The organism is Streptomyces sp. NPDC002889 (genome assembly GCF_042888425.1).
Classification (GTDB): domain Bacteria; phylum Actinomycetota; class Actinomycetes; order Streptomycetales; family Streptomycetaceae; genus Streptomyces.
Genome location: NZ_JBIAPT010000011.1, coordinates 157,002 through 183,639, shown reverse-complemented (window position 1 = coordinate 183,639; position 26,638 = coordinate 157,002). Strand labels below are relative to the sequence as shown.

27 protein-coding genes and 2 tRNA genes are annotated in these 26,638 nt (G+C 70.7%); 21 read left to right on the top strand and 8 right to left on the bottom strand.

The window, feature by feature from the left end; all coding sequences use genetic code 11:
* Positions 1–16: 16 nt before the first annotated feature.
* The gene (locus tag ACFYWI_RS18690) at positions 17–856 is read left to right on the top strand and encodes a GNAT family N-acetyltransferase (RefSeq protein ID WP_389233075.1); all 840 of its coding nucleotides are present in this window, start codon (positions 17–19) and stop codon (positions 854–856) included.
* Between the two features lie 39 nt (positions 857–895).
* Here ACFYWI_RS18690 and ACFYWI_RS18685 read toward each other — a convergent pair whose 3' ends face one another.
* Entirely contained in the window at positions 896–1,408 is a 513-nt protein-coding gene (locus ACFYWI_RS18685) for a DsbA family protein (RefSeq protein WP_389233072.1), read from the bottom strand.
* Between the two features lie 166 nt (positions 1,409–1,574).
* Between ACFYWI_RS18685 and ACFYWI_RS18680 the strand changes: the two genes are divergently transcribed.
* Complete coding sequence (locus ACFYWI_RS18680; RefSeq protein ID WP_389233069.1) at positions 1,575–2,006, top strand: hypothetical protein; 432 nt, start codon at positions 1,575–1,577, stop codon at positions 2,004–2,006.
* 125 nt (positions 2,007–2,131) lie between these two features.
* Entirely contained in the window at positions 2,132–2,335 is a 204-nt protein-coding gene (locus ACFYWI_RS18675) for a hypothetical protein (RefSeq protein WP_389233489.1), read from the top strand.
* 27 nt (positions 2,336–2,362) lie between these two features.
* Here the strand turns inward: ACFYWI_RS18675 and ACFYWI_RS18670 are convergent, their stop codons facing one another.
* A complete protein-coding gene (locus ACFYWI_RS18670) occupies positions 2,363–2,920 on the bottom strand; it encodes a CGNR zinc finger domain-containing protein (protein ID WP_389233462.1) in 558 nt (185 codons plus the stop codon).
* A gap of 190 nt (positions 2,921–3,110) precedes the next feature.
* A complete protein-coding gene (locus ACFYWI_RS18665) occupies positions 3,111–3,524 on the bottom strand; it encodes an SsgA family sporulation/cell division regulator (protein ID WP_003959770.1) in 414 nt (137 codons plus the stop codon).
* 190 nt (positions 3,525–3,714) lie between these two features.
* Here ACFYWI_RS18665 and ACFYWI_RS18660 point away from each other — a divergent pair, with 190 nt between their 5' ends.
* Both ACFYWI_RS18660 and ACFYWI_RS18655 read left to right on the top strand, forming a co-directional pair.
* On the top strand, positions 3,715–4,224 hold the full coding sequence (locus ACFYWI_RS18660; RefSeq protein WP_389233066.1) for a TIGR02611 family protein: 510 nt from the start codon (positions 3,715–3,717) through the stop codon (positions 4,222–4,224).
* A 54-nt stretch (positions 4,225–4,278) separates the two neighbouring features.
* A tRNA-Val gene (locus tag ACFYWI_RS18655) sits at positions 4,279–4,350 on the top strand.
* A gap of 56 nt (positions 4,351–4,406) precedes the next feature.
* On the opposite strand, the gene ACFYWI_RS18650 is transcribed toward ACFYWI_RS18655, so the two are convergent.
* The gene (locus tag ACFYWI_RS18650; RefSeq protein ID WP_389233063.1) at positions 4,407–7,067 is read right to left on the bottom strand and encodes an SCO7613 C-terminal domain-containing membrane protein; all 2,661 of its coding nucleotides are present in this window, start codon (positions 7,065–7,067) and stop codon (positions 4,407–4,409) included.
* A gap of 105 nt (positions 7,068–7,172) precedes the next feature.
* Between ACFYWI_RS18650 and ACFYWI_RS18645 the strand changes: the two genes are divergently transcribed.
* Positions 7,173–7,619 (top strand): SRPBCC family protein, encoded by a 447-nt coding sequence (locus ACFYWI_RS18645; protein ID WP_389233060.1) that lies wholly within the window; start codon positions 7,173–7,175, stop codon positions 7,617–7,619.
* 39 nt (positions 7,620–7,658) lie between these two features.
* Positions 7,659–7,730: transfer RNA gene (locus ACFYWI_RS18640), tRNA-Val, on the top strand.
* A 54-nt stretch (positions 7,731–7,784) separates the two neighbouring features.
* On the opposite strand, the gene ACFYWI_RS18635 is transcribed toward ACFYWI_RS18640, so the two are convergent.
* Both ACFYWI_RS18635 and ACFYWI_RS18630 read right to left on the bottom strand, forming a co-directional pair.
* Positions 7,785–8,054 (bottom strand): hypothetical protein, encoded by a 270-nt coding sequence (locus ACFYWI_RS18635; protein WP_389233057.1) that lies wholly within the window; start codon positions 8,052–8,054, stop codon positions 7,785–7,787.
* A complete protein-coding gene (locus tag ACFYWI_RS18630; protein ID WP_389233054.1) occupies positions 8,018–8,743 on the bottom strand; it encodes a 3'-5' exonuclease in 726 nt (241 codons plus the stop codon). Before ACFYWI_RS18630 ends, ACFYWI_RS18635 begins: the two co-directional genes overlap by 37 nt.
* Positions 8,744–8,926: 183 nt before the next feature.
* On the opposite strand from ACFYWI_RS18630, the gene ACFYWI_RS18625 reads away from it, so the two are divergent.
* The 4 genes from ACFYWI_RS18625 (at position 8,927) to ACFYWI_RS18610 (ending at position 13,424) form a co-directional block, all read left to right on the top strand.
* Positions 8,927–9,493 (top strand): DUF4365 domain-containing protein, encoded by a 567-nt coding sequence (locus ACFYWI_RS18625; protein WP_389233051.1) that lies wholly within the window; start codon positions 8,927–8,929, stop codon positions 9,491–9,493.
* Positions 9,493–10,719 (top strand): hypothetical protein, encoded by a 1,227-nt coding sequence (locus ACFYWI_RS18620; RefSeq protein ID WP_389233048.1) that lies wholly within the window; start codon positions 9,493–9,495, stop codon positions 10,717–10,719. Before ACFYWI_RS18625 ends, ACFYWI_RS18620 begins: the two co-directional genes overlap by 1 nt.
* Positions 10,720–10,825: 106 nt before the next feature.
* Positions 10,826–12,802 (top strand): threonine--tRNA ligase, encoded by a 1,977-nt coding sequence (gene thrS, locus ACFYWI_RS18615; protein WP_389233045.1) that lies wholly within the window; start codon positions 10,826–10,828, stop codon positions 12,800–12,802.
* A 64-nt stretch (positions 12,803–12,866) separates the two neighbouring features.
* Positions 12,867–13,424: an HIT family protein gene (locus ACFYWI_RS18610; protein WP_389233042.1), complete on the top strand. Its 558-nt coding sequence runs from the start codon at positions 12,867–12,869 to the stop codon at positions 13,422–13,424.
* Between the two features lie 30 nt (positions 13,425–13,454).
* Here ACFYWI_RS18610 and ACFYWI_RS18605 read toward each other — a convergent pair whose 3' ends face one another.
* Both ACFYWI_RS18605 and ACFYWI_RS18600 read right to left on the bottom strand, forming a co-directional pair.
* The gene (locus tag ACFYWI_RS18605) at positions 13,455–15,119 is read right to left on the bottom strand and encodes a hypothetical protein (protein ID WP_389233039.1); all 1,665 of its coding nucleotides are present in this window, start codon (positions 15,117–15,119) and stop codon (positions 13,455–13,457) included.
* 187 nt (positions 15,120–15,306) lie between these two features.
* On the bottom strand, positions 15,307–17,514 hold the full coding sequence (locus tag ACFYWI_RS18600; RefSeq protein ID WP_389233036.1) for an elongation factor G-like protein EF-G2: 2,208 nt from the start codon (positions 17,512–17,514) through the stop codon (positions 15,307–15,309).
* Between the two features lie 269 nt (positions 17,515–17,783).
* Between ACFYWI_RS18600 and pgsA the strand changes: the two genes are divergently transcribed.
* The 10 genes from pgsA (at position 17,784) to ruvB (ending at position 26,537) form a co-directional block, all read left to right on the top strand.
* The gene (pgsA, locus tag ACFYWI_RS18595; protein WP_389233033.1) at positions 17,784–18,455 is read left to right on the top strand and encodes a phosphatidylinositol phosphate synthase; all 672 of its coding nucleotides are present in this window, start codon (positions 17,784–17,786) and stop codon (positions 18,453–18,455) included.
* Complete coding sequence (locus ACFYWI_RS18590; RefSeq protein WP_389233030.1) at positions 18,452–19,357, top strand: phosphatidylinositol mannoside acyltransferase; 906 nt, start codon at positions 18,452–18,454, stop codon at positions 19,355–19,357. Before pgsA ends, ACFYWI_RS18590 begins: the two co-directional genes overlap by 4 nt.
* Positions 19,354–20,514, top strand: coding sequence for a glycosyltransferase family 4 protein (locus ACFYWI_RS18585; protein WP_389233027.1), 1,161 nt, complete (start codon positions 19,354–19,356; stop codon positions 20,512–20,514). Before ACFYWI_RS18590 ends, ACFYWI_RS18585 begins: the two co-directional genes overlap by 4 nt.
* A 511-nt stretch (positions 20,515–21,025) precedes the next feature.
* Positions 21,026–21,520 carry a hypothetical protein gene (locus ACFYWI_RS18580; protein ID WP_389233460.1) on the top strand — a complete coding sequence of 165 codons (495 nt, stop codon included), beginning with the start codon at positions 21,026–21,028 and terminating at the stop codon, positions 21,518–21,520.
* 113 nt (positions 21,521–21,633) lie between these two features.
* A complete protein-coding gene (gene pdxS / locus ACFYWI_RS18575; RefSeq protein ID WP_389233024.1) occupies positions 21,634–22,548 on the top strand; it encodes a pyridoxal 5'-phosphate synthase lyase subunit PdxS in 915 nt (304 codons plus the stop codon).
* The gene (gene pdxT, locus ACFYWI_RS18570) at positions 22,548–23,138 is read left to right on the top strand and encodes a pyridoxal 5'-phosphate synthase glutaminase subunit PdxT (protein WP_389233021.1); all 591 of its coding nucleotides are present in this window, start codon (positions 22,548–22,550) and stop codon (positions 23,136–23,138) included. Before pdxS ends, pdxT begins: the two co-directional genes overlap by 1 nt.
* A gap of 63 nt (positions 23,139–23,201) precedes the next feature.
* Positions 23,202–23,954, top strand: coding sequence for a YebC/PmpR family DNA-binding transcriptional regulator (locus ACFYWI_RS18565; protein WP_389233018.1), 753 nt, complete (start codon positions 23,202–23,204; stop codon positions 23,952–23,954).
* A 213-nt stretch (positions 23,955–24,167) separates the two neighbouring features.
* Entirely contained in the window at positions 24,168–24,701 is a 534-nt protein-coding gene (ruvC, locus tag ACFYWI_RS18560; protein ID WP_389233015.1) for a crossover junction endodeoxyribonuclease RuvC, read from the top strand.
* Positions 24,698–25,315, top strand: a complete 618-nt coding sequence (gene ruvA / locus ACFYWI_RS18555; RefSeq protein WP_389233012.1) for a Holliday junction branch migration protein RuvA — start codon at positions 24,698–24,700, stop codon at positions 25,313–25,315. The genes ruvC and ruvA overlap by 4 nt, the downstream gene beginning before the upstream one ends.
* Positions 25,316–25,445: 130 nt before the next feature.
* Entirely contained in the window at positions 25,446–26,537 is a 1,092-nt protein-coding gene (ruvB, locus tag ACFYWI_RS18550; RefSeq protein ID WP_389233009.1) for a Holliday junction branch migration DNA helicase RuvB, read from the top strand.
* Positions 26,538–26,638 lie beyond the last annotated feature (101 nt).

Here is a 26,638-nt window from a genome sequence, read left to right as displayed (position 1 = left end):
AGGTAGAACACCCCTGATGACGACGACTCTGCGGCCGTCCGGGCCGCTTCAGCGGGGCACCGACGGTGTCACCTCACGCACCTACGACGTCTGTGTGAACGCCAGGCCCGTCGGTGTCGTCGAGCTCGAGACTCACCCACGGTTCGGCCCGTCGGCGGGCGTCGTACGGTCCCTGCGGATCGACGAGCCCGACCGGCGGCGCGGAAGGGGTACCGTCGCCGCGCTCGCCGCCGAGGAGGTGCTGCGCGGCTGGGGCTGCACCCAGATCATCACCTCCGTTCCGGCGGAGGCCGCTGCCGCGCTGCGCCTGACCTCTGCCCTCGGCTACATCGAGCGCGGCCGCAACATGCTCAAGGAGCTGTCGGGCGGGGGCCCCGCCCTGCCCGCGGGCGTCGAAGGACGCCCCATGAGCGAGGCGGAGTTCGTCAGGTGGCGGGCAGCGGCGATCGAGAGCTACGCGCAGAGCTGGACCGCTCGCGGAGTGCCCGAGGACCAGGCCCGCGCCAAGTCCGAGGCCGACCACCGCGAGAAACTCCCCGACGGCCTCGCGACCCCCGGTTCCTGGCTGAACGTCCTGGTCGCGCAAGGCGCCGTGGTGGGACACGTCTGGGTCGCCGAGCACGAGGTACGCGCGGGGGAGCGGGGCGCGTACGTGTTCGATGTCGAGGTCGCCGAGGAGCACCGCGGCCGTGGCCACGGCCGCGCACTGATGCTGCTCGCCGAGCAGGTCGCCCGGGCGGCCGGGACGCCCCTGATCGGTCTGCACGTCTTCGCGGGCAACACCCCGGCGCTCAACCTCTACGAGTCACTCGGCTACCGCACGACCCACGTCAACTTCTTCAAGCAGCTGCTCTAGGTCCTGTCCGGGGGTGTCCTTCGGATGCTGCCGGGCGGTCTACCGCTCGGCGAGCAGCCGGTCCACGATCTCCTCGATCCGCTCCCGCAGGCCCTCCTGGCTCTTGCCGCCGTCCAGTCGCTGCCCGTCGACGACATAGGTCGGGGTGCCCGTGACGCCGATGGCCTTGCCTTCGGCCTGGTCGGCGTCGACGATCAGAATGTGCCGCCCGTCGATCAGCGCGGTGTCGAACTCCTCGGCGTCCAGGCCCAGTTCACGCGCGACCTCGAGCAGCACCGGCTCGCCCTCGGAGGCCAGCTCCTCCGTGCGCGCGAGCACCGCCTCCACATAGGGCCAGCCCTTGCCCTGCTCGGCCGCCTCCTCCGCGGCCTGCGCGGCGGCGAAGGCGTGCTTGTGCCGCTCGAGGGGGAAGTGCCGCAGCCGCAGCTCCAGCCGGTCGCCGTAGCGGGCACGCAGGGCCCGCAGATCCTCCAGGGCGTTGTGGCAGTCGGGGCACTGGAGCTCGCACCAGACGTCGAGGACGACGGGGCGGGCGGTGGGGGAGTCGCTCATGGACCCCAGTCTTCCAGCCCGGTCGGACGGACCTCCATCGGGACCTGGGGAGGAGAGCACCCCTTAGATCTCCCTGACCTCCTCCGTGGCCGTGGCCCGGATCACGCCGGACGGTGCAGGATGGAGGGGACGCAACGCTCATGCCCGCGGATGGCTGGAGGACCGGATGATTGCCGAGACCATTTGCTCCGCGGTGTCCGCGGCCGGCCTGGGCATTGCCGCGATCACGGCGTACCGCCGCCGCTTCCTCGCCGCGACCCGACTGGTCGGCTACTCGCTCGTCCCGCTCGGTCTGGTGCTCACCGGCGCTGTCGAGTGGGTCGCCGAGACGGCCTTCAGCCCCACCGCCTGGATCGGCTTCGGTCTGCTCGGCGGCGCTTGGGTGCTGCTCCTGACGACCCGGGCCGTCGAGCGGCGCAGGGGTGGCACCCGCCGGGCCGCACAGGCGGCCCAGCGCGACGCGGTCGCGCCGGCGGCCACCCCCTCGCTCGGAGCGGCCCCCGGCCCCGCCGCCCGGCCGAAACAGGCACCGAAAGCCTCCGGCACGGGCGACGACTTCAGTGACATCGAGGCGATCCTCAAGAAGCACGGCATCTAGGGGCCCTGTCAGATCCGGCCTCGGCCGACGGCGAGGCCCCTCGGACCTGCCCGGGAGGGCCGGTCCGGCCCTCCCGGGGCGGGACCCGGCGCGCGGGATGTGATGAACTACCGTGCTCGCAGCGCGTGTTGGTCGATGATCGGGCCCTCCACTGCGCCATGATCACCCCCGAGATGCTCGATACCTCCCGGGGCCAGCCCCCCGCACCCGCCCCCCAAGAGCCGCGTGGCTGTCTGTTCGCGCTCTCCCAGCCACCTCTGATGATCTTCCTCGGGGTGATCGGCTTCTTGTTGCTGATGGCCGCGGTGCACGACCTCTTCCTGCTGTGAACGCCGACCGGCCAACCACCGCGCCGCTCAGCCCGCCGCTTCCTTGCGGCGTGCGCGGTAGGCGGCGACATGCAGGCGGTTGCCGCAGGTGCGGCTGTCGCAGTAGCGGCGTGAGCGGTTGCGCGACAGATCGACGAAGGCGCGCCCGCAGTCCGGCGCCTCGCAGCGCCGCAGCCGCTCCTGTTCGCCCGCGACCACGATGAACGCCAGCGCCATCCCGCAGTCCGCGGCGAGATGGTCCGCGACCGAGGCACCCGGGGCGAAGTAGTGCACATGCCAGTCGTAGCCGTCGTGGTCGGTGAGCTGCGGCGTGGTCCCGGCCGCGGCCACCAGCCGGTTGATCAGCTCCGCCGCGGCACGGCTGTCGGGCGCCGCGAAGACCTCCGCGAAGTGCGTCCGTACGCCGTGCACCGCCTTGAGGTCCCGCGGACCCAGTTCACCCACGCCGCTGACGCTGTGGCCGTGTACGAACTCGTACAGTGCCGCGACGTCCGCGAGCCCGTCGTCCTGCTCGCTCTCAGGTGCGGTGTTCACCAGATCGACGACAGTGTCGAGGGCAATACGGGTGTCGTGGGGGATCAGCACCATTCGCTCCCTGGCCTGCTGCGGGCCGGTGCCCGCCGAATTGCGCTGACTCTAGCGGTTCGTTCCGGAGCGCACCGACGCCGTCACGGCGGTGGAATCCGCGGTGACGGCGTCGCCGTGTGCCCTATGTGGTTGTCCGCGCGGCGCCGTCTCCCCGAGTCGGACGGCGCCGTGCAGCTCTCCGCCTGGCTCAGCTTTCGGCCAGGATGTGCGAGAGCTCCGTGTCGAGATCGAAGTGCCGATGCTCGGTGCCGGGTGGCACCGCGGCGTCCGTCCGCTTCAGGAACGACTCCAGGGCCCTCGCCGGGGCCTCGAGGAGCGCTTCGCCCTCCGGGGAGCTCAGTGCGATGCACACGACGCCCTGGCCATGACTACGGGACGGCCAGACTCTGACGTCGCCCGTGCCGGTGGGCCGATGCAGCCCCTCGGCGAGCAGGTCGCGGGCGAACACCCATTCGACCGTCTCTTCGGCTCCGGTGTGGAAGGTGGCGTGCACGGCGTAGGGATCGGCCGTGTCATACCGCAGGCCCGCGGGTACAGGCAGTGATGACTCGCTTGATACAACGAGGCGCAGGTGCAGCTCGCAGCTGACCGTGGTGTTCATAAGCGCCAGGGCCTTTCGCTCAGTGTGCGCTCGGGGATTCGCACGTCGGCGAAATCGACATGCCACCTACGGTGCCGTTGTAAACCCCTCTGACCGTTTTGTGATCCTTCATGTCGCTCATCCGGCGGTGCGTCACTTCGTGCTATACGGCCATTCCGGTGATCGTGTTCAATCCGGTAGGTTGGCGATTATGAATGCGGAGAGTGACGAGCGGGGGAAGGTCGCCGCGCAGCCGGCTCCGAACCCTGTGACGGGGGACGTGACGGTGGGGCCGGTGACGCCGGACCTTGCTGAGGAAGCGGCGACGCAGCCGGTGTCGGAAGGGGAGCGGGAGCTCGGGTCGCGGGCGCCGCACTTCATCAAGCGGTCCAGACCCCTCCACGTGAGCTGGCAGGTCGGCGTGTTCATCGTCGGCCTCGCGGTGGTCGGCGCGGGCGTCGTGATGCTGCCGCTGCCCGGACCCGGCTGGCTGGTGATCTTCGGCGGTATGGCGATCTGGGCGACCGAGTTCGTCTGGGCTCAGTTGGTACTGCGCTGGACCAAGCGAAAGGTCACCGAAGCGGCCCAGCGGGCCCTCGACCCCAAGGTCCGCCGGCGCAACATCATCCTCACCACGATCGGCCTCGTGATCATCGCCGTGCTGGTCGGGATCTACGTGTGGAAGTTCGGGATCGCGATGCCCTGGAAGATCAAGGAGTGACCCCGAAGTGGTCAGGGGGACCCGCTGACATCGGGTAATGTGTGCGGTGCGCCCGGGCGATTAGCTCAGTGGGAGAGCGCTTCGTTCACACCGAAGAGGTCACTGGTTCGAACCCAGTATCGCCCACCCGGACCGAAGGCCCCGGAGACTCGATGTCTCCGGGGCCTTCGGCGTTGTCGCCGTCAGTGCATCCGGCCCACGGTGTCACGCAGCCTGCGTGCGTCGCGCAGCCGCTGCTCGTACGTCGCCCCCACCACGAGGAGCAGCAGCCCGGCCAGGGCCGGCGGCAGCCAGCGGGGGAGCGCGCCGACGACCTGGACGACGTACGGCGCGAGTTCGTGCAGCGCGTCGAGCGCGAGCACCGCGGCGCCGAGGAGCAGTAGCGCCTGCAGACGCAGCCGGGCTCCGGCGAGCGTGACCACCAGGGCTGAGACCCCCAGCAGCAGCGGCCGCAGCCAGTGCTCGTCGCCCCAGGCCACGACGAGGCTCGGCACCAGGGTCGCGGCAAGACCCGGTCCGTACGCCGTCCACGACGACGCCTGCGGGTCGCGGCGGCGGCGCAGTACACCGACGGCGATCGCCGGAATCGTGACGGGCAGCGTGTACGCCTCCGGGGACTCGACCTCGGAGGCGGCCAGACGCACCCAGGTGGCCAGCACGAACAGCGTCGCCGCGAGGTAGCCGGCGGCGGGCCGGCGCTCGGCCCGCACGGCCGTGCCCGCCGTGATCACTCCGCACAGTGCGAGCACCAGAGCGATCGTCGGCCGGTCACCGGCGGCGAGTACCAGGGCAACGAGGCCCGCGGCGGCCGAGGTGACCTCCAGTGGCAGAGCGACCGGGTGGTGGCGCAGCCGGGCGCCGAGGAAGGCGACCGCCGCAGGTACGGCGAGCAGCACCACGGAGGCACGGTGCGGCGGGAGTCCGGCGGCAGCGGCCGATGCGCCCACGAGCGCGATCGTGAACAGCACGGCGGTGCAGGCGAGCAGTGCCTGTGTGGCGCGTGCGGTCCGCAGTGTCGCGGCCACGAGCGCCGCGACAAGGACGCCCAGCACCGTGAACGTCGTCGGCCGCGTCGCCAGGGACAGCAGCGCGACACTCACGGCACCGCCGAGGCCGCAGGCCAGCGCGGTGTTCGCCACCGCGGCCGCGCGGGCGTCGGACGCGGGCCGCACCACGGCGAACGCGAGGAGGGCGATGCTCAGGACGAGCTGCCACGCGACGCCCACGGCGTACCCGAGGTCGGCCGCGGCGGGCACGACCAGGAGTGCGGCCCAGGTCAGCGCGAGCGAGGCACAGGTAGCGCCGACGCGCAGGGACTCCCGCGACCGGCTGCCCTTCGCGGTGTCCGCCGCCGGGGTCCACAGGCCGGTGCCGGCCCGGCCCCCAGGGCCGGCAAGCGCGTCGTCGGCCGGCGGCCGGGCGGAACCGGATGTCCTCGGACCGGATTCCGGCGACCCTCCGGCAGAGGGCTCAGGCGCCTGCCGCCGGGCGGCACCCGTCGTGCCCGTGTCCGGACCGGACTGCCCGGCGGGCGTGCCGGGTCGCAGGCCGGCGGCCGGAGCCTCGCCCGCCGTGGGCGACGTCGCCCACGCCGGGCGGTAGTACGCCGCCGTCGCGAGGACCGCCGCCGTGATGAGCAGGATGATCGGGGTCGGGGCCGGCGGGAACATCCCGAGGGGGACGCCCAGCGCGCCGCGGGTGTCCGTCGGTGCGGCCGACCAGATGTCGGTCAGGGTCCTGGCGGGGCCCGTAAGGGCGATGGCGGTCAGCGGCAGCGCGGAGAGGACCGCCGCCGCGTGGACCGCGGCCGACGCGCCCGTCAGGCCTGGGAGCAGGCGGCGCGGCAGGGGAGTGCGTACGACCGTCAACAGGGCGACCGCGCACAGCAGATAGCCGAGTACCGCCCAGCCGCCGGGCACCGCCGGGCGGAGCACGCCGCCGACGGCCGCGACGGCCGCGAGACCGGACGCGGCCGAGAGTGCGGCAGCGGCGGACGGCACACGCCATGCCGTGAACAGGGCGACCACGGCAGCCGCGAGCAGCAACACGGCCGGACCGGCGGCGGCCGACGGCGAGAGCGCCGCCAGCGACTGCCAGCCGCCGATCACCAGTGCCCAGCCGCCCGTCAGCACCGCGCCGACGCCGGCGAACCCCCGGACCGCGGCAGGCTTCGTCCACAGCACGATCGCGATGTCGAACACGGCCGTCAGAAGCAGCGCCCACTCCATGGGCACAGCGGCGGGGCCGGCGGTCAGTGCCCACAGGGGGAGCGGGAGTTGGGCACAGAGCACGGCCGACGGCAGTGGTGTGCGCAGGCGCGGCAGGGCCAGTCCGTACGCAGACCCGAGCGCGGCGAGCACGGCCGACGCGCAGGCGGTGTACCCGAGTCCGTCGGTCTCGGGCAGGGCCACCCGGTGGAGCGCGTAGGCGTCGAGCACCATCAGCACCATGCCCAGCGCGGCCAGCGACTCGGCCGTCGAGGCGAGCCCGCGGCGCAGCAGCACGGCCGGCGAGCCGAGGGCCGCGACCGTCACCGCGCAGAGCACCGCACTGCGGCCGCCGATGCCCATGGAGCCCCAGCTGACCAGCGTGAACGCGATGGCCGCGATGGTCAGCAGGATGCCGCCGAGGGTCAGCAGAAGATTCTGCACGCTGGGCGGTGAGGTCTCGGCGGGCCGGGTGACGAAGGGGTTCGGGGCGGGCGGTGGCACCACGGCAGCCGGGCGCAGCGCATCGAGCAGCCAGGCTCTGCGAGCCAGCAACTGGGTCCGGCGGAGCTCCAGTTGCTGCAGCTCGTGGTCGAGGATCGCCAGCTCCTCGGCCGGCGGCGGGACGTTCTTCATGCTCGGCAGTGTGGCCGCGGCCACATACCAGGGGCATGGGTGCGCGTACTCAGATCCCGGTGAGTACGCACCCGGCCGGTGTGTATCCGGCGCAGACTGGGTCACATGGACTGGTGTCGCTACCGTTTCCGCAGCGTCTGGGACATCCCCGCGGGTCCCGACGCCGTCTACCAGGTGCTGGAGCGGGCCGAGGAGTACCCCCGGTGGTGGCCGCAGGTGCGGGAGGTGATCGCGATCGACGACGAACACGGCACCGCCCGCTTCCGTTCCCTTCTCCCGTACGAGCTCATCGTGACCGTACGCGCGCAGCGGCGTGATCCGGCGGGCGGTGTGCTGGAGATCCGGATGGAGGGGGACCTCGACGGCTGGGTGCGATGGACCCTTCGGGCGCACCGCGACGGCACCCGGGTCGTGTACGACCAGGAGGTGGAGGTGCGCAAGCAGCTGATGAGACGGCTGGCGCTGCCCTGCCGTCCGGTCTTCGCGGCCAACCACGCGCTGATGATGCGCGGCGGGCGCCGGGGGCTCACGGCCTACCTGGAAGGGGTTTGAAGGAACCCCGCGGTGCCCTGTATGGTTCAGTGCGTTCCCGGGCGATTAGCTCAGTGGGAGAGCGCTTCGTTCACACCGAAGAGGTCACTGGTTCGAACCCAGTATCGCCCACCGGGAGAGGCCGGTCCGTCGATGACGGACCGGCCTTACTGCTGTCCCGGCGTGCTACTGGAGCCCGCTGTCCAGGTACTTCCTCACCGCGCCGTCGACGCGGAAGTCGCCTCCGTACGGCAACTGGGGGCAGAGGTTGGCCTGGTGCCCGGTGCGGCCGGGCTCCGAGGAGTTGTCGCTGCCCGCGCCGTGGAAGCCGTAGCCCTGGACGTCGGCAGTCTCGGCGAGCAGGGCGGTGTTGTCGGCCTTGTCCGCCGTAAGGACGTACGGCGCCCCGCCGACAACCCTCAGGCGGCCGCGGGCAGTTCCGGCCGCAGCGGCCACGTCGGATCAACCAACTCCGGCGTACCGCTGCGGGCGAACCACGCCTGCAGCCCGCGCGCCTGCGCCGCATGCCACACCGCCTGCAGCGTGTGCAGCTCCGTCGGCGAGAGCCGCTCCAAACGGGAGGCGAAACGCCGCCCCACCGCCCGGACGACCTCCAGCGCCGCCACCGCATCGGCCGCCGCGTCATGCGCGCCGTCCAGCACCACCTCGTACTGCGCGCACAGATCGGTCAGCGTACGCCGCCCCTTGCGATAGCGGTCCAGATGCTTGTCCAGCACCCGCGGATCGAGCACACACAGAGGCCTGCTCTCCAGATACCGGCCCAGCGACGAGGCCCGGTGCCGGCGCAACTCGCGGTCCAGGATGGTCAGATCGAACGGCGCGTTCATCACCACCAGCGGGCGGGCGGCCGCACACTGCTCCGCCAGCAGCCTGGCTATCTCCTCCATCACCGGCGCCGGCCAGCGGCCGTTGCGCTGCAGATGGTCGTCCGTCAGACCGTGCACCTCCGTGGCGCCCGGCGGCACGGGTACGCCCGGATTCACCAGCCAGCGCGTCACACGCGGCCGCCCGCCCGGCGTGTCCTGGACGACGACCGCCGCCGACACGATCCGGTCCTCTTCTACATCTACTCCAGTGGTCTCCGTGTCAAATGCGGCCAGGGGGCCCTCGAACCAGTGCGTCATCCCCGAACTCCTCGCACGTCATTGGCAGATGGCGACGACCCACTGCCCGAATCGGTGATACCCGTCCCGTTTGCGCCGTACGCAGGACGGTGACAACACAGATGACGGGGCAAGAAATTGACGGCATGACGGCTCCGTCGTGTGGGGACATCGATCGGCACAGCCCGGAAGGCACACGGAGCCATGGCGCTCGCGCAGCCCGAATCGGGAGGGCTGCTGCCCCAGCGGACCGTTCCGCTGCGCGGCGCTCTCGCCACCACCGCCTGTATGGAGACCCTCCAGGTGGGCTATCTGCACGCGGTCGCCGCCGCGGCCGGATGCTCGCTCTCCCAGCCCTTTCCCGACAACGGCATCGACTGGCACGTCAGCCACAGCTCCGCCGGACACACCGTCGACGACGAAGTCACCATCAAGGTGCAGCTCAAATGCACCTACCAGCTCCCCCCGCACCCCCCAGGGCCGGCGTTCTCCTTCACCCTCGACAACGACCACCTGGTGAAACTCGCCCGCACTCCCGTCTCCGTGCACAAGATCCTCGTCGTGATGCTCGTCCCCCGCACACAGAGCGAGTGGCTGCGCGCCAGCCACGACCGGCTCGATCTACGCCACTGCTGCTACTGGACCAACCTGGCCGGGCACCCCGTGACCGGCCGCCGCAGGACCACCGTGCGGATACCCACCGCACGGATCTTCGACGACCGGGCGCTCTGCGAGATCATGACGCGCGTCGGGGCGGGAGGAAGACCCTGATGCACCGGCCATTCGACGAACCCATGCGCCCTCACCCGGCAACCGAGCACCACAGCCCCTGGTACGAGGGCGGAGAACCGGACCCCGCACAGGTCGACCCCGTCGTCCTCGGAGCACTCCTCGACCGGCACGGCTGGCGCCGCCGCGGCGGCGCTGCCGGGCGCTACACCCGCTGGACCCCGCCCCCGCCCGCCGGGGGCGGTACCAGTCTGCTGGTGCCCGAGAGCAAGGCGTTCCCCGACAGCGAGGACCTGATCGGTGAGGCCCTCACCGCGCTCGCCCGCAGCGCTGCTCCCTCGGCGCGCGAGGTGCTGGTCGGACTGACCGTACCCAGCGACGAGATCCGCTGGTGGCGCGATGTGCCCCATGGGCCGTCCGGAGCCGCCTCCTGGACGGTGCAGGAACAACTGCGCTCCGCCGCCCGGCAGATGCTGCTGGCCGGCGCGCTCGCGGTGCGCGGCCGCGCCGGATACTACGGCGCACGCCACCGCCGAGCCGCCCAGGCCTCGCTGGAAGGCGTCCTGGTCGGCCCCGCTCCCGGCGGTCGCGCACTGACCGCCTTCGTCCCCGTCCGGTCGGGACGTGCGGTCGCGGTCCGTCTCGGCCACGCGCTGCAGGCCGCCCGCGAAGCCATCGACTTCCAGCGGGCGGCCGGCGGTATGGAGGCCTTCGACGCGGCTGTCCGGGCAGGGGTCAGCAGGGAGCTCACCGAGGCCCTCATCGCACTGGTCCGCGGCTCCGAAGGAGCGAGCATCGTGCTGGAGTGGTCGCCTGCAGCCGGTGTGCCGCAGGGGTGCGCGGCCCGGATGGAACCGGTGGAGTTCTCCCCGGGAGACCTGCCGGCCCTGCGTGAGGCGGGCGCCCGCTATCTCCAGGACGAGCCGTCCGTACCCGTGCGGATCACCGGTACCGTGGTGCGGATGCGGCGCTCGGGGCCGCGCGGGGCCGGGACGGTACGGCTGCGGGTACTGGGCGGCGCGGAGGTGCCCCACGTCCGGGTGGCACTGGACGAGGACGCGTACCGCACGGCCGGGCATGCCCATCTGGTGGGCCTGCCCATCCGGGTGGTGGGACGCCTCGAGAGTCGCGGCGGCTTCCGGCGGCTGACCGACGCCTCCGACGTGGTGCCCGTGCCGGTGGACGACGCCGAGCGGGACCGGCTGATGAAGTCGCTGCACGAGAGTCCGGACTTCTTCGAGGACACCTGCGGCCCTGGGGAGGAGTAGGCAGCTCGCGCGGCAAACCGTTTCGCGAGTGGCCTCCCCGGCTCGGTACGATTCGTAGCGCGTACGCAATACGAGTGCGGCGTACCCCTTCAGTCAGGAGAGACCGGTGTCAGACGTCCGTGTGATCATCCAACGCGATTCCGAGCGGGAAGAGCGCGTGGTGACCACGGGCACTACGGCGGCGGAGCTCTTCGCGGGCGAGCGCACCATCATCGCCGCCCGCGTCGCCGGCGAGCTGAAGGACCTCGCGTACGAGATCAAGGACGGCGAGGAGGTCGAGCCCGTCGAGATCTCCTCCGAGGACGGCCTCGACATCCTGCGCCACTCCACCGCGCACGTCATGGCCCAGGCCGTGCAGGAGCTGTTCCCCGAGGCCAAACTCGGCATCGGCCCGCCGGTCCGCGACGGCTTCTACTACGACTTCGACGTGGAGAAGCCGTTCACCCCCGATGACCTCAAGGCCATCGAGAAGAAGATGCAGGAGATCCAGAAGCGCGGCCAGCGCTTCTCGCGTCGCGTCGTGACCGACGAGGCGGCCCGCGAGGAGCTGGCGGACGAGCCGTACAAGCTCGAGCTGATCGGCATCAAGGGCTCCGCATCCCACGACGACGGTGCGGACGTCGAGGTCGGCGCCGGCGAGCTGACCATCTACGACAACCTGGACGCCAAGACCGGCGAGCTGTGCTGGAAGGACCTCTGCCGCGGTCCCCACCTGCCCACCACCCGCAACGTCCCGGCGTTCAAGCTGATGCGCAACGCCGCGGCGTACTGGCGCGGCAGCGAGAAGAACCCGATGCTGCAGCGCATCTACGGCACCGCGTGGCCGTCCAAGGAGGAGCTGAAGGCGCACCTGGACTTCCTGGCCGAGGCCGAGAAGCGCGACCACCGACGCCTCGGCACCGAGCTGGACCTCTTCTCCATCCCGGACGCGATCGGCTCCGGCCTTGCCGTCTTCCACCCCAAGGGCGGCATCATCCGCCGGGTCATGGAGGACTACTCGCGCAAGCGGCACGAGGAGGAGGGCTACGAGTTCGTCTACAGCCCGCATGCCACCAAGGGGAAGCTCTTCGAGATCTCGGGCCACCTGGACTGGTACGCCGAGGGCATGTACCCCCCCATGCAGCTCGACGAGGGCGCGGACTACTACCTCAAGCCCATGAACTGCCCGATGCACAACCTGATCTTCGATGCGCGTGGCCGTTCGTACCGTGAACTGCCGCTGCGTCTCTTCGAGTTCGGGACCGTGTACCGCTACGAGAAGTCGGGCGTCGTGCACGGCCTGACCCGGGCCCGCGGCTTCACCCAGGACGACGCGCACATCTACTGCACCAAGGAGCAGATGGCGGAGGAGCTCGACAAGACGCTCACCTTCGTCCTGAACCTGCTGCGCGACTACGGTCTGAACGACTTCTACCTGGAGCTCTCCACCAAGGACCCGGAGAAGTTCGTCGGCTCGGACGAGGTCTGGGAAGAGGCCACCGAGGTCCTGCGCCAGGTGGCCGAGAAGCAGGGCCTCCCGCTGACCCCGGACCCGGGCGGCGCGGCGTTCTACGGCCCGAAGATCTCGGTGCAGGCGCGCGACGCCATCGGACGTACCTGGCAGATGTCGACCGTGCAGCTCGACTTCAACCTGCCGGAGCGTTTCGACCTCGAGTACACCGGCCCGGACGGCACCAAGCAGCGCCCGGTCATGATCCACCGTGCGCTGTTCGGCTCCATCGAGCGCTTCTTCGCGGTGCTGCTCGAGCACTACGCGGGCGCGATGCCGCCGTGGCTGGCGCCGGTGCAGGCGGTCGGCATCCCGATCGGTGACGCGCACGTCGAGTATCTGCAGGAGTTCGCCGCGGCGGCGAAGAAGAAGGGTCTGCGCGTGGAGGTGGACTCCTCCTCGGACCGGATGCAGAAGAAGATCAGGAACCAGCAGCGCAACAAGGTTCCTTTCATGATCATCGTCGGTGACGACGACATGAACGCGGGCACGGTGTCGTTCCGCTACCGCGACGGTTCGCAGGAGAACGGGATTCCCCGTGACCAGGCGCTGGCGAAGCTCGCCGACGTGGTGGAGCGCCGGGTTCAGGTCTGATGTCGTGCGAGGGGCGGTCCCGGCCGGGGCCGCCCCTCGCCGCATCCGGTCACCGCCAGCGAATATGCTGGCCCGCATGACGACTGAGCCGGAGCAGCAGATCGGAGTCGGGACGCCTGACGCGTTCCAGCGCCTGTGGACGCCTCACCGGATGGCCTACATCCAGGGTGAGAACAAGCCCACCGGGCCGGGCTCCGACGACGGCTGTCCGTTCTGCTCCATCCCGTCGAAGTCCGACGAGGACGGTCTGATCATCGCTCGTGGCGAATCGGTCTACGCGGTGCTCAACCTGTACCCGTACAACGGCGGCCATGCCATGATCGTCCCGTTCCGGCACGTCGCCGACTACACCGACCTGACCGACGCGGAGACCGTCGAGCTCGCCGACTTCACCAAGCGCGCGATGATCGCGCTGCGTACCGCCTCCGGGGCCCACGGGTTCAACGTGGGCTTGAACCAAGGCACGGCAGCGGGCGCCGGTATCGCCGCCCATCTGCATCAGCACGTCGTGCCCCGCTGGGGCGGCGACACCAATTTCATGCCGATCATCGGCAACACCAAGGTACTGCCGCAGCTGCTCGCCGACACCCGCAAGATGCTGGCGGAGGCGTGGCCCGCTTGAGGGCCACGCCCACAAGGGCCCGGACAGGTCTCAGGCGTCGTACAGGTCGGCGTTGCGCGGGGACGGGTCCTGGACGAAGCTGCTGACGACCATGGAGCGGTTGTCGAACTTCTCGGTGTCGACGCCGTTGTCCGCGAGCACCTTCATCGCCGCCGTGTGTGCCACGCGCAGGACGGGTGTGGCGGCGCGCATCGCGTCGTCGGCCATGAACCGGTGCCGCCAGGGCTTCTCGGCCCAGGCGTGGCGCAGGCCGAAGGGCTCGGGGAGCACCAGCTTGCCGCCGAGGTGGTCGAGCAGCGGCGGGTACCAGGTGAACGGCGCGCGTACGGCGAGCCGCACCACCTCGTTGGTCTCCACCAGGGGCAGCACCCGGTCGACGGTCTCCCAGAACCTGATCGTCTTGTTGACGGTGACGGTCTTGGGCTCGGGCGGGGTGGTGAACAGCGCGTGCACCGGGCCGAGCGCGTGCCCGGTCACTTCGATGCGCAGGGTCTCGTGGAGAACCGTGACGGTGATCATCATGGTGATCACCAGCTGACCGTCCCAGAGGGTGAACTGGACGCCGAGGTAGTGGCGGTTGCCGCTGCCGAACTGCTGCTCGTTGCAGATCCGCTGTATCTCGTGGCCCCTGATCTGGAATGCGTCCACCTCCTGGCCCTCCGGCCGGGTCACGGCCGCGGCCTTCTCGCCCACCGGCGCGACGATCCAGTGCTTGACCGAGGGGGCGGGGAAGCCACCCGAGTGCAGGGGGCCGCGCTCCAGCAGCTTGAGCTTGTCGTGGATGGCGCGTATCACGTCCCAGCTGCGGAACTGGTTGATCTCCTTGCTGCGGTCCTTGGAGACCAGCTCCTCGGCGAGCTGCCAGCTGCCCCAGCGGGTGCCCATGCCGAGTATCCCCTTGGGGCCGGCGTAGAAGACGACGTTGGAGTGCTGCTCGGCGGTGAGCCTCTCCAGGCCCTGGCGCAGCTGCTCGCGTGCGGCATCGTTGGGGTTGCCCGGTACGGCTTCAGGGACCTTGGCGCCGATGCCGCCGCCGGCGAGCAGGCTGTCCCAGCGGGCCCGCAGGTCCTTGGCGGTGGTCTCGCAGATCCGCTTGGCGAGCAGCCAGCCGACCACCGGCGCGACGACCATGCCGCGGATGTAGTACCCCCAGAGGCCGTCGAACGGGAGCCGGATCAGGATGATCACGGCGAGCCCGCCGATGCCGACGAGCAGCAGGGTGCCGATTGCTCCGGCGCTCCTGTTCTGTGCTCCGGCTATGGTCCGGCGCAGCTGGAAGACCGCCAGCCAGAGCAGCAGCCCGGGCAGGAAGAGCAGGCCGCACAGCGCCATGACCGCGGTGAGCTTGGTGTCCCGCTCCTTGCGGATACGGGTGGCGGCCAGACAGTGCTCGACGACGGCCTGGGGCTCGGTGCCGAACGACTGGATGAGGGCGTTGCGGGCGCCGCCGAGCAGCCGCACCTGTACGGCCCGCGAGACCGCTTCGCCCAGATTGGGTTCGAAGAGCGAGAATCTGCCCTTCTTCACTTCGGAGACGTGCCATTCGTTGTTGGCCTTGAGGATGTCGTCGACCGGGCCGTCGCGGTAGGCCGCCGAGGCGAGCGCATGCGTCGCCGCGGTCTGGCCCGCCGACCCCATGAGCGGGACCTGGGCCCCTGGGGTGAAATCGAATCCGTTTGTCACTGCCGCCCCCATCGCCACGTGCGTACGCACTGCGGCCTGTTCCCAACTACCATGCCCCGCACACCTGCTGAGCTGCGCAACAGAAGCGTATCGGGGGCGCGCCCGTGGCGGCAGGTGACGCCGAAATGCCGCCCGCCCACGGGGCGGTGGGCGGGGGCAGGTGGGCGGTGCGGTCAACCGGGTGCTGCTGGCGGCCTGTTCAGGAGGTGTTGGCAGCCTGGTCGCGCATCCGGTCGGCGACCTGATGGGGCATTGCCTCGTGGCGTGCGTAGGAGCGGCTGAACTGTCCGGTGCCGTGGGAGATGGAGCGCAGGTCCACCGCGTACCGTCCGATCTCGAGCTCCGGTACCTCGGCCCGTACCAGGGTGCGGGAGCCGCCGGCCTGTTCGGTGCCGACGACGCGGCCGCGCCGCCCGGACAGATCGCTCATCACCGGGCCCACGTACTCGTCCGAGACGAGTACCTGCACTTCGGCGACCGGCTCCAGCAGATGGATGGGCACCTCGGCCGCGGCTTCCCGCAGGGCGAGCGCCCCGGCCGTCTGGAAGGCGGCATCGGAGGAGTCCACCGAGTGGGCCTTGCCGTCGCGCAGGGTGATGCGGACGTCGACGAGCGGATACCCGGCCGCGACGCCGCGTGCCGCCTGGGCGCGTACGCCCTTCTCGACGGACGGGATGAACTGCCGGGGCACCGCGCCGCCGACGACCTTGTCGACGAACTCGATGCCGGAGCCGGGCGGCAGCGGATCCACGTCGATCTCGCAGATCGCGTACTGGCCGTGGCCGCCGGACTGTTTCACATGGCGGCCGCGTCCGGCGGACTTCGCGCCGAAGGTCTCGCGCAGGGACACCTTGTGCGGCACGACGTCGACCTGGACCCCGTAGCGGTTGCGGAGCCGCTCCAGGGCCACGTCGGCGTGTGCCTCGCCCAGGCACCACAGCACGACCTGGTGGGTGGCCTGGTTCTGCTCGAGGCGCATGGTGGGGTCTTCGGCGACCAGCCGGGACAGCCCTTGGGAGAGCTTGTCCTCGTCGGCCTTGCTGTGTGCCTGGATGGCCAGGGGCAGCAGCGGGTCGGGCATGGTCCAGGGCTCCATGAGCAGGGGATCGTCCTTGGCGGACAGGGTGTCCCCGGTCTCGGCGCGGGACAGTTTGGCGACACAGGCGAGATCGCCGGCGATCACCTGGCCGAGCGGGCGCTGCTGTTTGCCGAAAGGCGCCGACAGGGCCCCGACGCGCTCGTCGACGTCGTGGTCCTCGTGGCCGCGGTCGGCGAGGCCGTGTCCGGAGACATGGACGGTCTCGTCGGGGCGCAGGGTGCCGGAGAAGACCCGTACGAGCGAGATCCGGCCGACGTAGGGGTCGGATGCGGTCTTGACGACCTCGGCGACCAGGGGGCCTGCGGGGTCGCAGCTGATCTGCGGGCGGGGTGCGCCTTCGGGGGTGGTGACGGTGGGCGCGGTGGGCTCCAGCGGGGTGGGGAAGCCGCCGGTGATCAGGTCCAGGAGCTCGATGGTGCCCAGGCCCTGCTTTCCGCCGTCGGTCGCGGGTGCGGCGGCCAGGACCGGGTGGAAGGTGCCGCGGGTGACGGCCTTCTCGAGATCGTCGATGAGGGTCTTGATGTCGATGTCCTCGCCGCCGAGATAGCGGTCCATGAGGGTCTCGTCCTCGCTTTCCGCGATGATCCCCTCGATCAGGCGGTTGCGCGCCTCTTCGATCAGGTCGCTCTGCTCCGGGTCGGGCGGGTTCTCCTTACGCTCGCCCGTGGTGTAGTCGAAGATCTTCTGGGAGAGCAGGCCGACCAGTCCGGTGACGGGGGCGTGCCCGTCGGGGTGCTGGGGGCCGTACTGTGGCAGGTACAGGGGCAGTACGGCATCGGGGTCGTCGGCGCCGAAGATCTGGCCGCAGACGCGCGTGAGGTCGTCGAAGCCGGTGCGCGCGGTGTCCAGATGCGTGACGACGATGGCGCGCGGCATGCCCACCGCGGCGCACTCCTCCCACACCATGCGGGTGGCGCCCGCCACCGCTTCGGCCTCCTGGGCCGCCGAGACGACGAAAAGGGCCGCGTCCGCCGCGCGCAGACCGGCCCTGAGCTCGCCGACGAAGTCGGCGTATCCGGGAGTGTCCAACAGGTTTATCTTGCATCCGCCCCATTCGAGGGGGACGAGCGAGAGCTGTACGGAACGTTGCTGACGGTGCTCGATCTCGTCGTAGTCGGAGACCGTCGCACCGTCCTCGACCCGGCCTGCCCGGTTGACCGCTCCCGCGGCCAGTGCCAGCGCCTCGACCAGTGTCGTCTTGCCTGAACCGCTGTGGCCGACCAGCACCACATTCCGTACGGATGCGGGGTGGTCGGCCGTTACTGCCCTGCCGGCGGCCCCGGGGTGTGTGTTCGCCTTGTCGCCCATGATTCATGCCTCCCGATCGATTGCACGGTGAGGAGAGGAAGCCGCGGGCGCCGGGAGCCCCGATGAACGGACCCCGAACGTCGTCCGGGGCAGCTCCGGCGATGCCCGCGGTGGTCTTTCGAGCTTTCCACTCCCGTCATGGTGCGTCCATACGTCGTACGCGAGCCAAGGAGGCCGGGTACCCGGCAATGGGCTGCTGCGGTCGTGGCTACGATGGGCCAGCCGGTGGCCGTAGGGGCCACTCGGCCCACCGAGCCCTCGGGAAGGCCATGCTGAACAAGTACGCGCGTGCATTCTTCACGCGTGTCCTCACACCGCTCGCCGCGTTTTTGCTCCGTCGCGGGGTGAGCCCGGATGCGGTCACCCTCGTCGGCACGGCCGGAGTGGTGGCGGGAGCGCTGGTCTTCTTTCCCCGGGGCGAGTTCTTCTGGGGCACGATCGTCATCACGCTGTTCGTGTTCTCCGATCTCGTCGACGGCAACATGGCGCGGCAGGCGGGGATCTCCAGCCGCTGGGGCGCATTTCTGGACTCGACGCTGGACCGGGTCGCCGACGGGGCGATCTTCGGCGGATTCGCTCTCTGGTACGCGGGCAAAGGCGACGACAATGTCCTGTGTGCGGTCGCCATCTTCTGTCTGGCGAGCGGACAGGTGGTGTCGTACACCAAGGCACGCGGAGAGGCGATCGGCCTGCCCGTGGCCGTCAACGGCCTCGTCGAGCGGGCCGAGCGGCTGGTGATCTCACTGGTCGCCGCGGGTCTGGCGGGACTGCACGGCTTCGGCGTGCCCGGTATCGACGTGCTGCTGCCGATCGCGCTGTGGATCGTCGCCGTCGGCAGCCTGGTGACGCTGGGGCAGCGGGTGGTGACCGTGCGGCGGGAAGCGGCAGAGGCGGACGGGACGGCGGCCTCGCCCGGGACCTCGCAGGGGAGTGAAGCATGAGCACTGCCCGGGATCGGTTGACCGCCGCGCTGTACGGACTGGGCTGGAGCACGGTCAAGAAGCTCCCCGAGCCGGCCGCCGCGGCGCTCGGCCGCACCATCGCCGACATCGCGTGGAAGCGGCGCGGCAAGGGTGTGCTGCGCCTGGAGGCCAACCTCGCGCGCGTGGTGCCCGACGCCGGACCCGAGAGGCTCGCCGAGCTCTCCCGGGCCGGTATGCGCTCGTACATGCGGTACTGGATGGAGTCGTTCCGGCTGCCGACCTGGAGCCGGGAGCGCGCGCAGCGCAGTCTCGAGATCAAGGACATCCACCAGCTGACCGAAGGCCTCGCGGCCGGCAAGGGAGTCGTGCTCGCACTGCCGCACCTCGCCAACTGGGACCTCGCCGGGGTCTGGGCCACCCGTGCTCTCGGGCTGCCCTTCACCACGGTCGCGGAGCGGCTCAAGCCGGAGACCCTGTACGACCGGTTCGTCGCCTACCGCGAGAGCCTCGGCATGGAGGTCCTGCCGCACACCGGCGGCGCCGCCTTCGGCACGCTGTCCAGGAGGCTGCGGGACGGCGGCCTCGTCTGCCTGGTCGCCGACCGCGATCTGTCCGCCTCCGGCGTCGAGGTGAAGTTCTTCGGCGACACCGCCCGGATGCCCGCCGGGCCCGCTCTGCTCGCCCAGCAGACCGGCGCCCTGCTGCTCCCCGTGACTCTCTGGTACGACGAATCGCCCGTGATGAAGGGCCGCATCCACCCGCCGGTCGAGGTACCAGCGACAGGTACCCGGGCCGAGAAGGCGTCCTCCATGACACAGGCGCTGGCCGATGTCTTCGCCACCGGAATCGCCGACCACCCGGAGGACTGGCACATGCTGCAGCGTCTGTGGCTCGCAGATCTCGAGGAGCGCCGCACGTGAAGATCGGCATCGTCTGCCCGTACTCCTGGGACGTGCCGGGCGGCGTGCAGTTCCATATCCGTGACCTCGCCGACCATCTGATCCGGCTCGGCCACGATGTCTCCGTCCTCGCACCGGCCGACGACGAGACGCCGCTGCCGCCGTACGTGGTCTCAGCGGGGCGGGCCGTGCCCGTCCCGTACAACGGCTCCGTCGCGCGCCTCAACTTCGGCTTCCTGTCGGCCGCCCGGGTACGGCGCTGGCTGCACGACGGCACCTTCGACGTCATCCACATCCATGAACCTGCCTCACCGTCACTCGGCCTGCTCAGCTGCTGGGCGGCGCAGGGGCCCATCGTCGCGACCTTCCACACCTCCAACCCGCGCTCCCGCGCCATGATCGCGGCGTACCCGATCCTGCAGCCCGCGCTCGAGAAGATCAGCGCCCGGATCGCGGTCAGCGAGTACGCCAGGCGCACGCTCGTCGAGCACCTCGGGGGCGACGCCGTCGTCATCCCGAACGGTGTCGACGTCGGCTTCTTCGAAAAGGCCGAGCCCAAGGACGAATGGCAGGGCAACACCATCGGCTTCATCGGTCGCATCGACGAGCCCCGCAAGGGCCTGCCGGTGCTGATGAAGGCGCTCCCGGCGATCCTCGCCGAGTGCCCGGACACCAGACTGCTGGTGGCGGGGCGCGGCGACGAGGAGGAGGCCGTCGCCACGCTGCCGAAGGAGATGCGCTCGCGCGTCGAGTTCCTCGGGATGGTCAGCGACGAGGACAAGGCGCGGCTGCTGCGCAGCGTCGATGTGTACGTCGCGCCCAACACGGGCGGCGAGAGCTTCGGCATCATCCTCGTCGAGGCGATGTCGGCGGGGGCGCCGGTGCTGGCGTCGGATCTCGACGCGTTTGCGCAGGTGCTGGACCAAGGGGCGGCGGGGGAGCTGTTCGCCAACGAGGACGCGCATGCACTGGCGTCGGCGGCGGTGCGGTTGCTCCGTGACCCGCAGAGGCGGACGGAGCTGCGGGCGCGGGGCAGCGCGCATGTGCGGCGGTTCGACTGGTCGACCGTGGGCGCGGACATCCTGGCGGTCTACGAGACGGTGACGGACGGCGCGACGTCGGTGGCGGCGGACGAACGCTCGGGCTTCCGCGCACGCTTCGGCCTGGCCCGCGACTGACCTTGCCGGGGCGCGGGGCGCCGCGTGGCGCGCGTTCCTGGTGGCGCCTGTCCTCACCGCGTTACGCCCGAGTTGCGCCGCTTTGCGTCGGGGCACCCTCTCCTGCGGCCCCGTCCCCCTCACATGGGTGGGCGGCCGCGGGACGGTCGTCGTTCGCTCCGTCAGGAATCGCTTCCCCCGTGGGACACATGCTCGTCGCACGATCGCACCACGCCTCGGAGCGGCCCAACGCCACACACACGGACCGGCTTGGGCCCGAGAAGCGCGCCCCCGAGGGCGCCACGCACCCCGACTGGGGACGAGCCCGGGGTTACCACGGATACGCGGCCCGCGCCATGCAGCCGGACGGGTCCCGCAGGGGAGACGCACCCCCCGAGCGCACCACCGGCACGGACCCGGCCACGTCCGGAGGCGTAGCCCGGTCCGCCGACCGCCCAAGGGCCCCCGCCCGGTAGCCTTGCCGCCCGTGAGCACCGTGATCTGGATCGTTGTCGGCCTCGTCGCCATCGGCATGTACCTGAGCTGGACCGCAGGCCGTCTCGACCGGCTGCACGCGCGGATCGACGCCGCCCGCGCCGCTCTCGACGCACAACTGCTGCGCCGCGCCTCGGTGGCCCAGGAGCTCGCCACCTCCGGCGTGCTCGATCCGGCCGCGTCCATCGTGCTCTACGAGGCCGCGCATGCCGCCCGCCAGGCGGAGGAGGAGCATCGCGAGGTCGCCGAGAGCGAGCTCAGTGCCGCGTTGCGGGCCATTTTCGGGGAGAGGGCGCAGGTCGAGGCGCTGCGCGCAGTGCCCGGAGGCGAGGAGGCGGCCGAGGAGCTGGCACAGGCCGTGCGCCGGGTGCCGATGGCGCGCAGGTTCCACAACGACGCGGTTCGCGCGGCCCGGGCGCTGCGGCGGCACCGGAAGGTCCGCTGGTTCCGGCTGGCCGGTCATGCCCCGTTCCCGCTGGCGTTCGAGATGGACGACGAGCCGCCGACCGCGCTGGCCGACCGCCCGCAGTAGGAACGGCCGCGGTCCAAAACGATCCACCGGCTGTTCATTGGCCCTTGATGTGGACTGGCCGGAGGTTGTCCCATGGGGGAACATCAGACCGTCGTCATCGAGTGAGGTACCCCGTGTCCAGCACGCCCCCCGTCACCCCGCAGGCCCCCGAGACCGGCACCGCGCGCGTCAAGCGCGGTATGGCCGAGCAGCTCAAGGGCGGCGTGATCATGGACGTGGTCAATGCCGAGCAGGCGAAGATCGCCGAGGACGCCGGCGCCGTGGCCGTGATGGCTCTGGAGCGGGTTCCCGCCGACATCCGCAAGGACGGCGGCGTGGCGCGGATGTCCGACCCGAACATGATCGAGGAGATCATCGACGCGGTCTCCATCCCGGTCATGGCCAAGTCCCGTATCGGCCACTTCGTCGAGGCCCAGGTACTGCAGTCGCTCGGCGTCGACTACATCGACGAGTCCGAGGTTCTGACCCCGGCCGACGAGGTCAACCACTCCGACAAGTGGGCCTTCACCACCCCGTTCGTCTGTGGTGCCACCAACCTGGGTGAGGCCCTGCGCCGTATCGCCGAGGGCGCGGCCATGATCCGTTCCAAGGGCGAGGCCGGTACCGGCAACGTGGTGGAGGCGGTCCGCCACCTGCGCCAGATCAAGAACGAGATCGCGAGGCTGCGCGGCTTCGACAACAACGAGCTGTACGCCGCCGCCAAGGAGCTGCGCGCCCCGTACGAGCTCGTCAAGGAGGTCTCCGAGCTGGGCAAGCTGCCGGTCGTGCTGTTCTCCGCCGGCGGCGTGGCCACTCCGGCCGATGCCGCGCTGATGCGCCAGCTCGGTGCCGAGGGTGTTTTCGTCGGCTCCGGCATCTTCAAGTCGGGCGACCCGGCCAAGCGTGCGGCGGCCATCGTGAAGGCCACGACCTTCTACGACGACCCGAAGATCATCGCGGACGCCTCCCGCAACCTCGGTGAGGCCATGGTCGGCATCAACTGCGACACCCTCCCCGAGACCGAGCGCTACGCCAACCGAGGCTGGTAATGACCACTCCCGTGATCGGTGTCCTGGCTCTCCAGGGCGACGTACGGGAGCACGTGATCGCCCTGGCCGCGGCCGATGCCGTGGCCAGGCCGGTCAGGCGTCCCGAGGAGCTGGCCGAGATCGACGGTCTGGTGATTCCGGGTGGCGAGTCCACCACCATCTCCAAGCTGGCCGTGCTGTTCGGTGTGATGGAGCCGCTGCGTGAGCGGCTGCGCGCCGGTCTGCCGGTGTACGGCACCTGCGCCGGGCTGATCATGCTCGCCGACAAGATCATCGACCCGCGTTCGGGCCAGGAGACGCTCGGCGGCATCGACATGATCGTCCGCCGTAACGCCTTCGGCCGGCAGAACGAGTCCTTCGAGGCGGCCGTCGACGTCAAGGGCGTCGAAGGCGGGCCGGTCGAGGGCGTCTTCATCCGCGCACCCTGGGTGGAGTCGGTCGGTGCGCAGGTCGAGGTGCTCGCGGAGTACGGCGGTCATATCGTCGCCGTCCGTCAGGGCAATGCGGTGGCGACCTCGTTCCACCCCGAACTCACGGGCGATCACCGCGTACATGCCCTGTTCGTCGACATGGTGCGCGAGGGGCTGTGACCTGATCCCGGTAGGATCTCTGCCGAACACAGCAGTAATTGGTGACGCGAAGGAGACAGGCAGATGTCCGGCCACTCTAAATGGGCTACGACGAAGCACAAGAAGGCCGTGATCGACGCCAAGCGCGGCAAGCTCTTCGCGAAGCTGATCAAGAACATCGAGGTCGCGGCCCGCACCGGCGGCGCCGACGTGGACGGTAACCCGACCCTCTTCGACGCCATCCAGAAGGCGAAGAAGAGCTCGGTCCCGAACAAGAACATCGACTCTGCGGTCAAGCGCGGCGCCGGCCTCGAGGCGGGCGGCGCCGACTACGAGACGATCATGTACGAGGGCTACGGCCCGAACGGTGTCGCGGTGCTCATCGAGTGCCTCACCGACAACCGCAACCGCGCGGCCTCCGACGTACGTGTCGCGATGACCCGTAACGGCGGCTCGATGGCCGACCCGGGCTCGGTCTCGTACCTCTTCAACCGCAAGGGCGTCGTGATCGTCCCCAAGGGCGAGCTGTCCGAGGACGACGTCCTGGGTGCGGTGCTCGACGCGGGTGCCGAGGAGGTCAACGACCTCGGTGAGTCCTTCGAGGTGCTCAGCGAGGCCACGGACCTGGTCGCGGTACGCACCGCGCTCCAGGAGGCGGGTATCGACTACGACTCGGCCGAGGCCAACTTCGTCCCGACCATGCAGGTCGAGCTGGAGGAAGAGGGCGCGCGCAAGATCTTCAAGCTGATCGACGCGCTCGAGGACAGCGACGACGTGCAGAACGTCTTCGCCAACTTCGATGTCTCGGACGATGTCATGGCGAAGGTCGACGCCTGACCCTGCTTCGTACGACGGGCCGACGGGGACACATCCTGTCGGCCCGTCGTCGTTGTCGGTGGCAGCGGTTAGCCTGACGACCGCGACCATCGATCGATCAGCCAGGATGGCGAGAACCACCACCGCGCAAGCGGGCTGGGGCATCCCCGGCCCGCCAGGCTCGGGGGAGGTTCGGTCGCAGAGAAGCCGCGGAGAAGGGGAGGGGCGGGACCCATGCGTGTGCTCGGGGTGGACCCCGGCCTGACCCGGTGCGGTATCGGCGTGGTCGAAGGTGTGGCGGGCCGGCCGCTGACCATGCTCGGCGTCGGTGTCGTACGCACCCCGGCGGACGCCGAGATCGGCCAACGCCTGGTCCTCATCGAGCGCGGCATCGAGGAGTGGCTGGACGCCCATCGGCCCGAACTGGTCGCGGTGGAGCGGGTGTTCAGCCAGCACAACGTACAGACGGTGATGGGCACGGCGCAGGCCAGTGCCGTTGCCATGCTCTGCGCCGCGCGCCGCGGGCTGCCCGTCGCGCTGCACACCCCCAGCGAGGTCAAGGCCGCTGTCACCGGCAGCGGCCGGGCCGACAAGGCGCAGGTCGGCGCGATGGTGACCCGGCTGCTGCGGCTCGACGCCCCGCCCAAGCCCGCCGATGCCGCCGACGCGCTCGCGCTGGCCATCTGTCATATCTGGCGCGCCCCCGCGCAGAACCGTCTGCAGCAGGCGGTCGCCGCGCACCACGCAATGAAAGGCCGTACCGCATGATCGCCTTTGTGAGCGGCCCTGTTGCCGCGCTCGCCCCCACTTCCGCGGTCATCGAGGTCGGTGGCGTCGGCATGGCCGTCCAGTGCACCCCGAACACCCTCTCCGAGCTGAGGGTCGGTCAGCAGGCCAAGCTGGCCACCTCCCTGGTGGTACGCGAGGACTCACTGACGCTGTACGGCTTCACGGACGGCGACGAGCGCCAGGTCTTCGAGCTGCTGCAGACGGCCAGCGGTGTCGGCCCGCGTCTGGCGCAGGCGATGCTCGCGGTGCACGCCCCGGACGCGTTGCGCGTCGCCGTCGCCACCGGTGACGAGAAGGCGCTGACCGCGGTGCCCGGCATCGGCAAGAGGGGCGCGCAGAAGCTGCTGCTGGAGCTGAAGGACCGCCTCGGCGAGCCCGTCGGCGCGCACATCGGGCGGCAGGGCATCGGTACGGCCGTCACCGCGTCGTGGCGTGATCAGTTGCACGGTGCGCTGATCGGCCTCGGCTACGCGACCCGGGAGGCGGACGAAGCGGTCGCCGCCGTCGCCCCGCAGGCGGAGGCCGCGGGCGCCGAACCGCAGGTGGGCCCGCTTCTCAAGGCCGCACTCCAGACCCTGAACCGGGCCCGGTGACGACCGCCCCGGTGTGCCGCCCCGGCGCCTCCGGGCAGCGGGCCCCGCACCGAACCCCGGCAGACCGGTGCCCCACGGCACATGACCACGAGCGCGGCTCCGCCGCCACGACCACGCGAGGCATTGCGACGTGAACTGGGACGACAGCACTCCGGCCCCGGCCGACGAAGCGCCCGACGCCGACGACGCGCGGCTCGTCGGCTCGTCCGCCGACGGCGAGGATCAGGCCGTCGAGGCGGCGCTGAGGCCCAAGTCGCTGGACGAGTTCGTGGGCCAGGAGCGCGTCCGCGAACAGCTGGACCTGGTCCTGAAAGCGGCGCTCGCCCGCGGCGCCACCGCCGACCACGTCCTGCTCTCCGGCGCGCCCGGACTCGGCAAGACCACCCTGTCCATGATCATCGCGGCGGAGATGAACGCGCCGATCCGGATCACCTCCGGCCCCGCCATCCAGCACGCCGGCGATCTCGCCGCGATCCTCTCCTCCCTCCAGGAGGGCGAGGTCCTCTTCCTCGACGAGATCCACCGGATGTCCCGGCCGGCCGAGGAGATGCTGTACATGGCGATGGAGGACTTCCGGGTCGACGTGATCGTCGGCAAGGGCCCCGGCGCCACCGCCATCCCGCTGGAGCTCCCGCCCTTCACCCTGGTAGGGGCGACCACCAGGGCCGGCCTGCTGCCGCCCCCGCTGCGCGACCGGTTCGGGTTCACCGGACACATGGAGTTCTACGAGCCGGAGCAGCTCGAACGCGTCGTCCACCGCTCCGCCCAGCTTCTCGATGTCGAGATAGACGCGGAGGGTGCCGCGGAGATCGCCGGCCGCTCCCGCGGCACACCCCGTATCGCCAACCGCCTGCTGCGCCGGGTGAGGGACTACGCACAGGTCAAGGTCGACGGACTGATCACCCAGGAGGTGGCCGCCGCGGCGCTGCGGGTGTACGAGGTGGACGCCCGGGGCCTGGACCGTCTCGACCGCGCCGTGCTCACGGCGCTGCTCAAGCTCTTCGGCGGAGGCCCGGTCGGCCTGTCGACGCTGGCCGTGGCGGTGGGGGAGGAGCGCGAGACGGTCGAGGAGGTCGCCGAGCCGTTCCTCGTACGGGAGGGGCTGCTGGCGCGCACTCCCCGTGGCCGGGTCGCCACGCCGGCGGCATGGGCCCACCTCGGCCTCGTACCGCCGCAGCAGGCCTTTGGCACAAGTGGACAACGGGGGCTGTTCGGGGCCTGACGGCGAGGAGACTCGCCGCGGGCGGAACCAGGGTGCGATGCTGGGCGTTGTTCCAATGATGCGGACTCGCTTAGACTCCGCCGATGCCGCCCTTCCAGGGT

Bases quoted from the DNA above. Each gene is read 5' to 3' on its own strand.
- ACFYWI_RS18625 (WP_389233051.1), top strand. From the start codon at position 8,927: ATGGCGCTCGCGCAGCCCGAATCGGGAGGGCTGCTGCCCCAGCGGACC.
- ACFYWI_RS18690 (WP_389233075.1), top strand. From the start codon at position 17: ATGACGACGACTCTGCGGCCGTCCGGGCCGCTTCAGCGGGGCACCGAC.
- ACFYWI_RS18685 (WP_389233072.1), bottom strand. From the start codon at position 1,408: ATGAGCGACTCCCCCACCGCCCGCCCCGTCGTCCTCGACGTCTGGTGC.
- ACFYWI_RS18645 (WP_389233060.1), top strand. From the start codon at position 7,173: ATGGACTGGTGTCGCTACCGTTTCCGCAGCGTCTGGGACATCCCCGCG.
- ACFYWI_RS18590 (WP_389233030.1), top strand. From the start codon at position 18,452: ATGAGCACTGCCCGGGATCGGTTGACCGCCGCGCTGTACGGACTGGGC.
- ruvA (WP_389233012.1), top strand. From the start codon at position 24,698: ATGATCGCCTTTGTGAGCGGCCCTGTTGCCGCGCTCGCCCCCACTTCC.
- ACFYWI_RS18665 (WP_003959770.1), bottom strand. From the start codon at position 3,524: ATGAACACCACGGTCAGCTGCGAGCTGCACCTGCGCCTCGTTGTATCA.
- pdxT (WP_389233021.1), top strand. From the start codon at position 22,548: ATGACCACTCCCGTGATCGGTGTCCTGGCTCTCCAGGGCGACGTACGG.
- ACFYWI_RS18605 (WP_389233039.1), bottom strand. From the start codon at position 15,119: ATGGGGGCGGCAGTGACAAACGGATTCGATTTCACCCCAGGGGCCCAG.
- ruvC (WP_389233015.1), top strand. From the start codon at position 24,168: ATGCGTGTGCTCGGGGTGGACCCCGGCCTGACCCGGTGCGGTATCGGC.
- ACFYWI_RS18650 (WP_389233063.1), bottom strand. From the start codon at position 7,067: ATGAAGAACGTCCCGCCGCCGGCCGAGGAGCTGGCGATCCTCGACCAC.
- ACFYWI_RS18660 (WP_389233066.1), top strand. From the start codon at position 3,715: ATGAATGCGGAGAGTGACGAGCGGGGGAAGGTCGCCGCGCAGCCGGCT.
- ACFYWI_RS18630 (WP_389233054.1), bottom strand. From the start codon at position 8,743: ATGACGCACTGGTTCGAGGGCCCCCTGGCCGCATTTGACACGGAGACC.
- ACFYWI_RS18610 (WP_389233042.1), top strand. From the start codon at position 12,867: ATGCTGGCCCGCATGACGACTGAGCCGGAGCAGCAGATCGGAGTCGGG.
- ACFYWI_RS18620 (WP_389233048.1), top strand. From the start codon at position 9,493: ATGCACCGGCCATTCGACGAACCCATGCGCCCTCACCCGGCAACCGAG.
- pgsA (WP_389233033.1), top strand. From the start codon at position 17,784: ATGCTGAACAAGTACGCGCGTGCATTCTTCACGCGTGTCCTCACACCG.
- ACFYWI_RS18565 (WP_389233018.1), top strand. From the start codon at position 23,202: ATGTCCGGCCACTCTAAATGGGCTACGACGAAGCACAAGAAGGCCGTG.
- ACFYWI_RS18680 (WP_389233069.1), top strand. From the start codon at position 1,575: ATGATTGCCGAGACCATTTGCTCCGCGGTGTCCGCGGCCGGCCTGGGC.
- ACFYWI_RS18600 (WP_389233036.1), bottom strand. From the start codon at position 17,514: ATGGGCGACAAGGCGAACACACACCCCGGGGCCGCCGGCAGGGCAGTA.
- ACFYWI_RS18580 (WP_389233460.1), top strand. From the start codon at position 21,026: ATGTACCTGAGCTGGACCGCAGGCCGTCTCGACCGGCTGCACGCGCGG.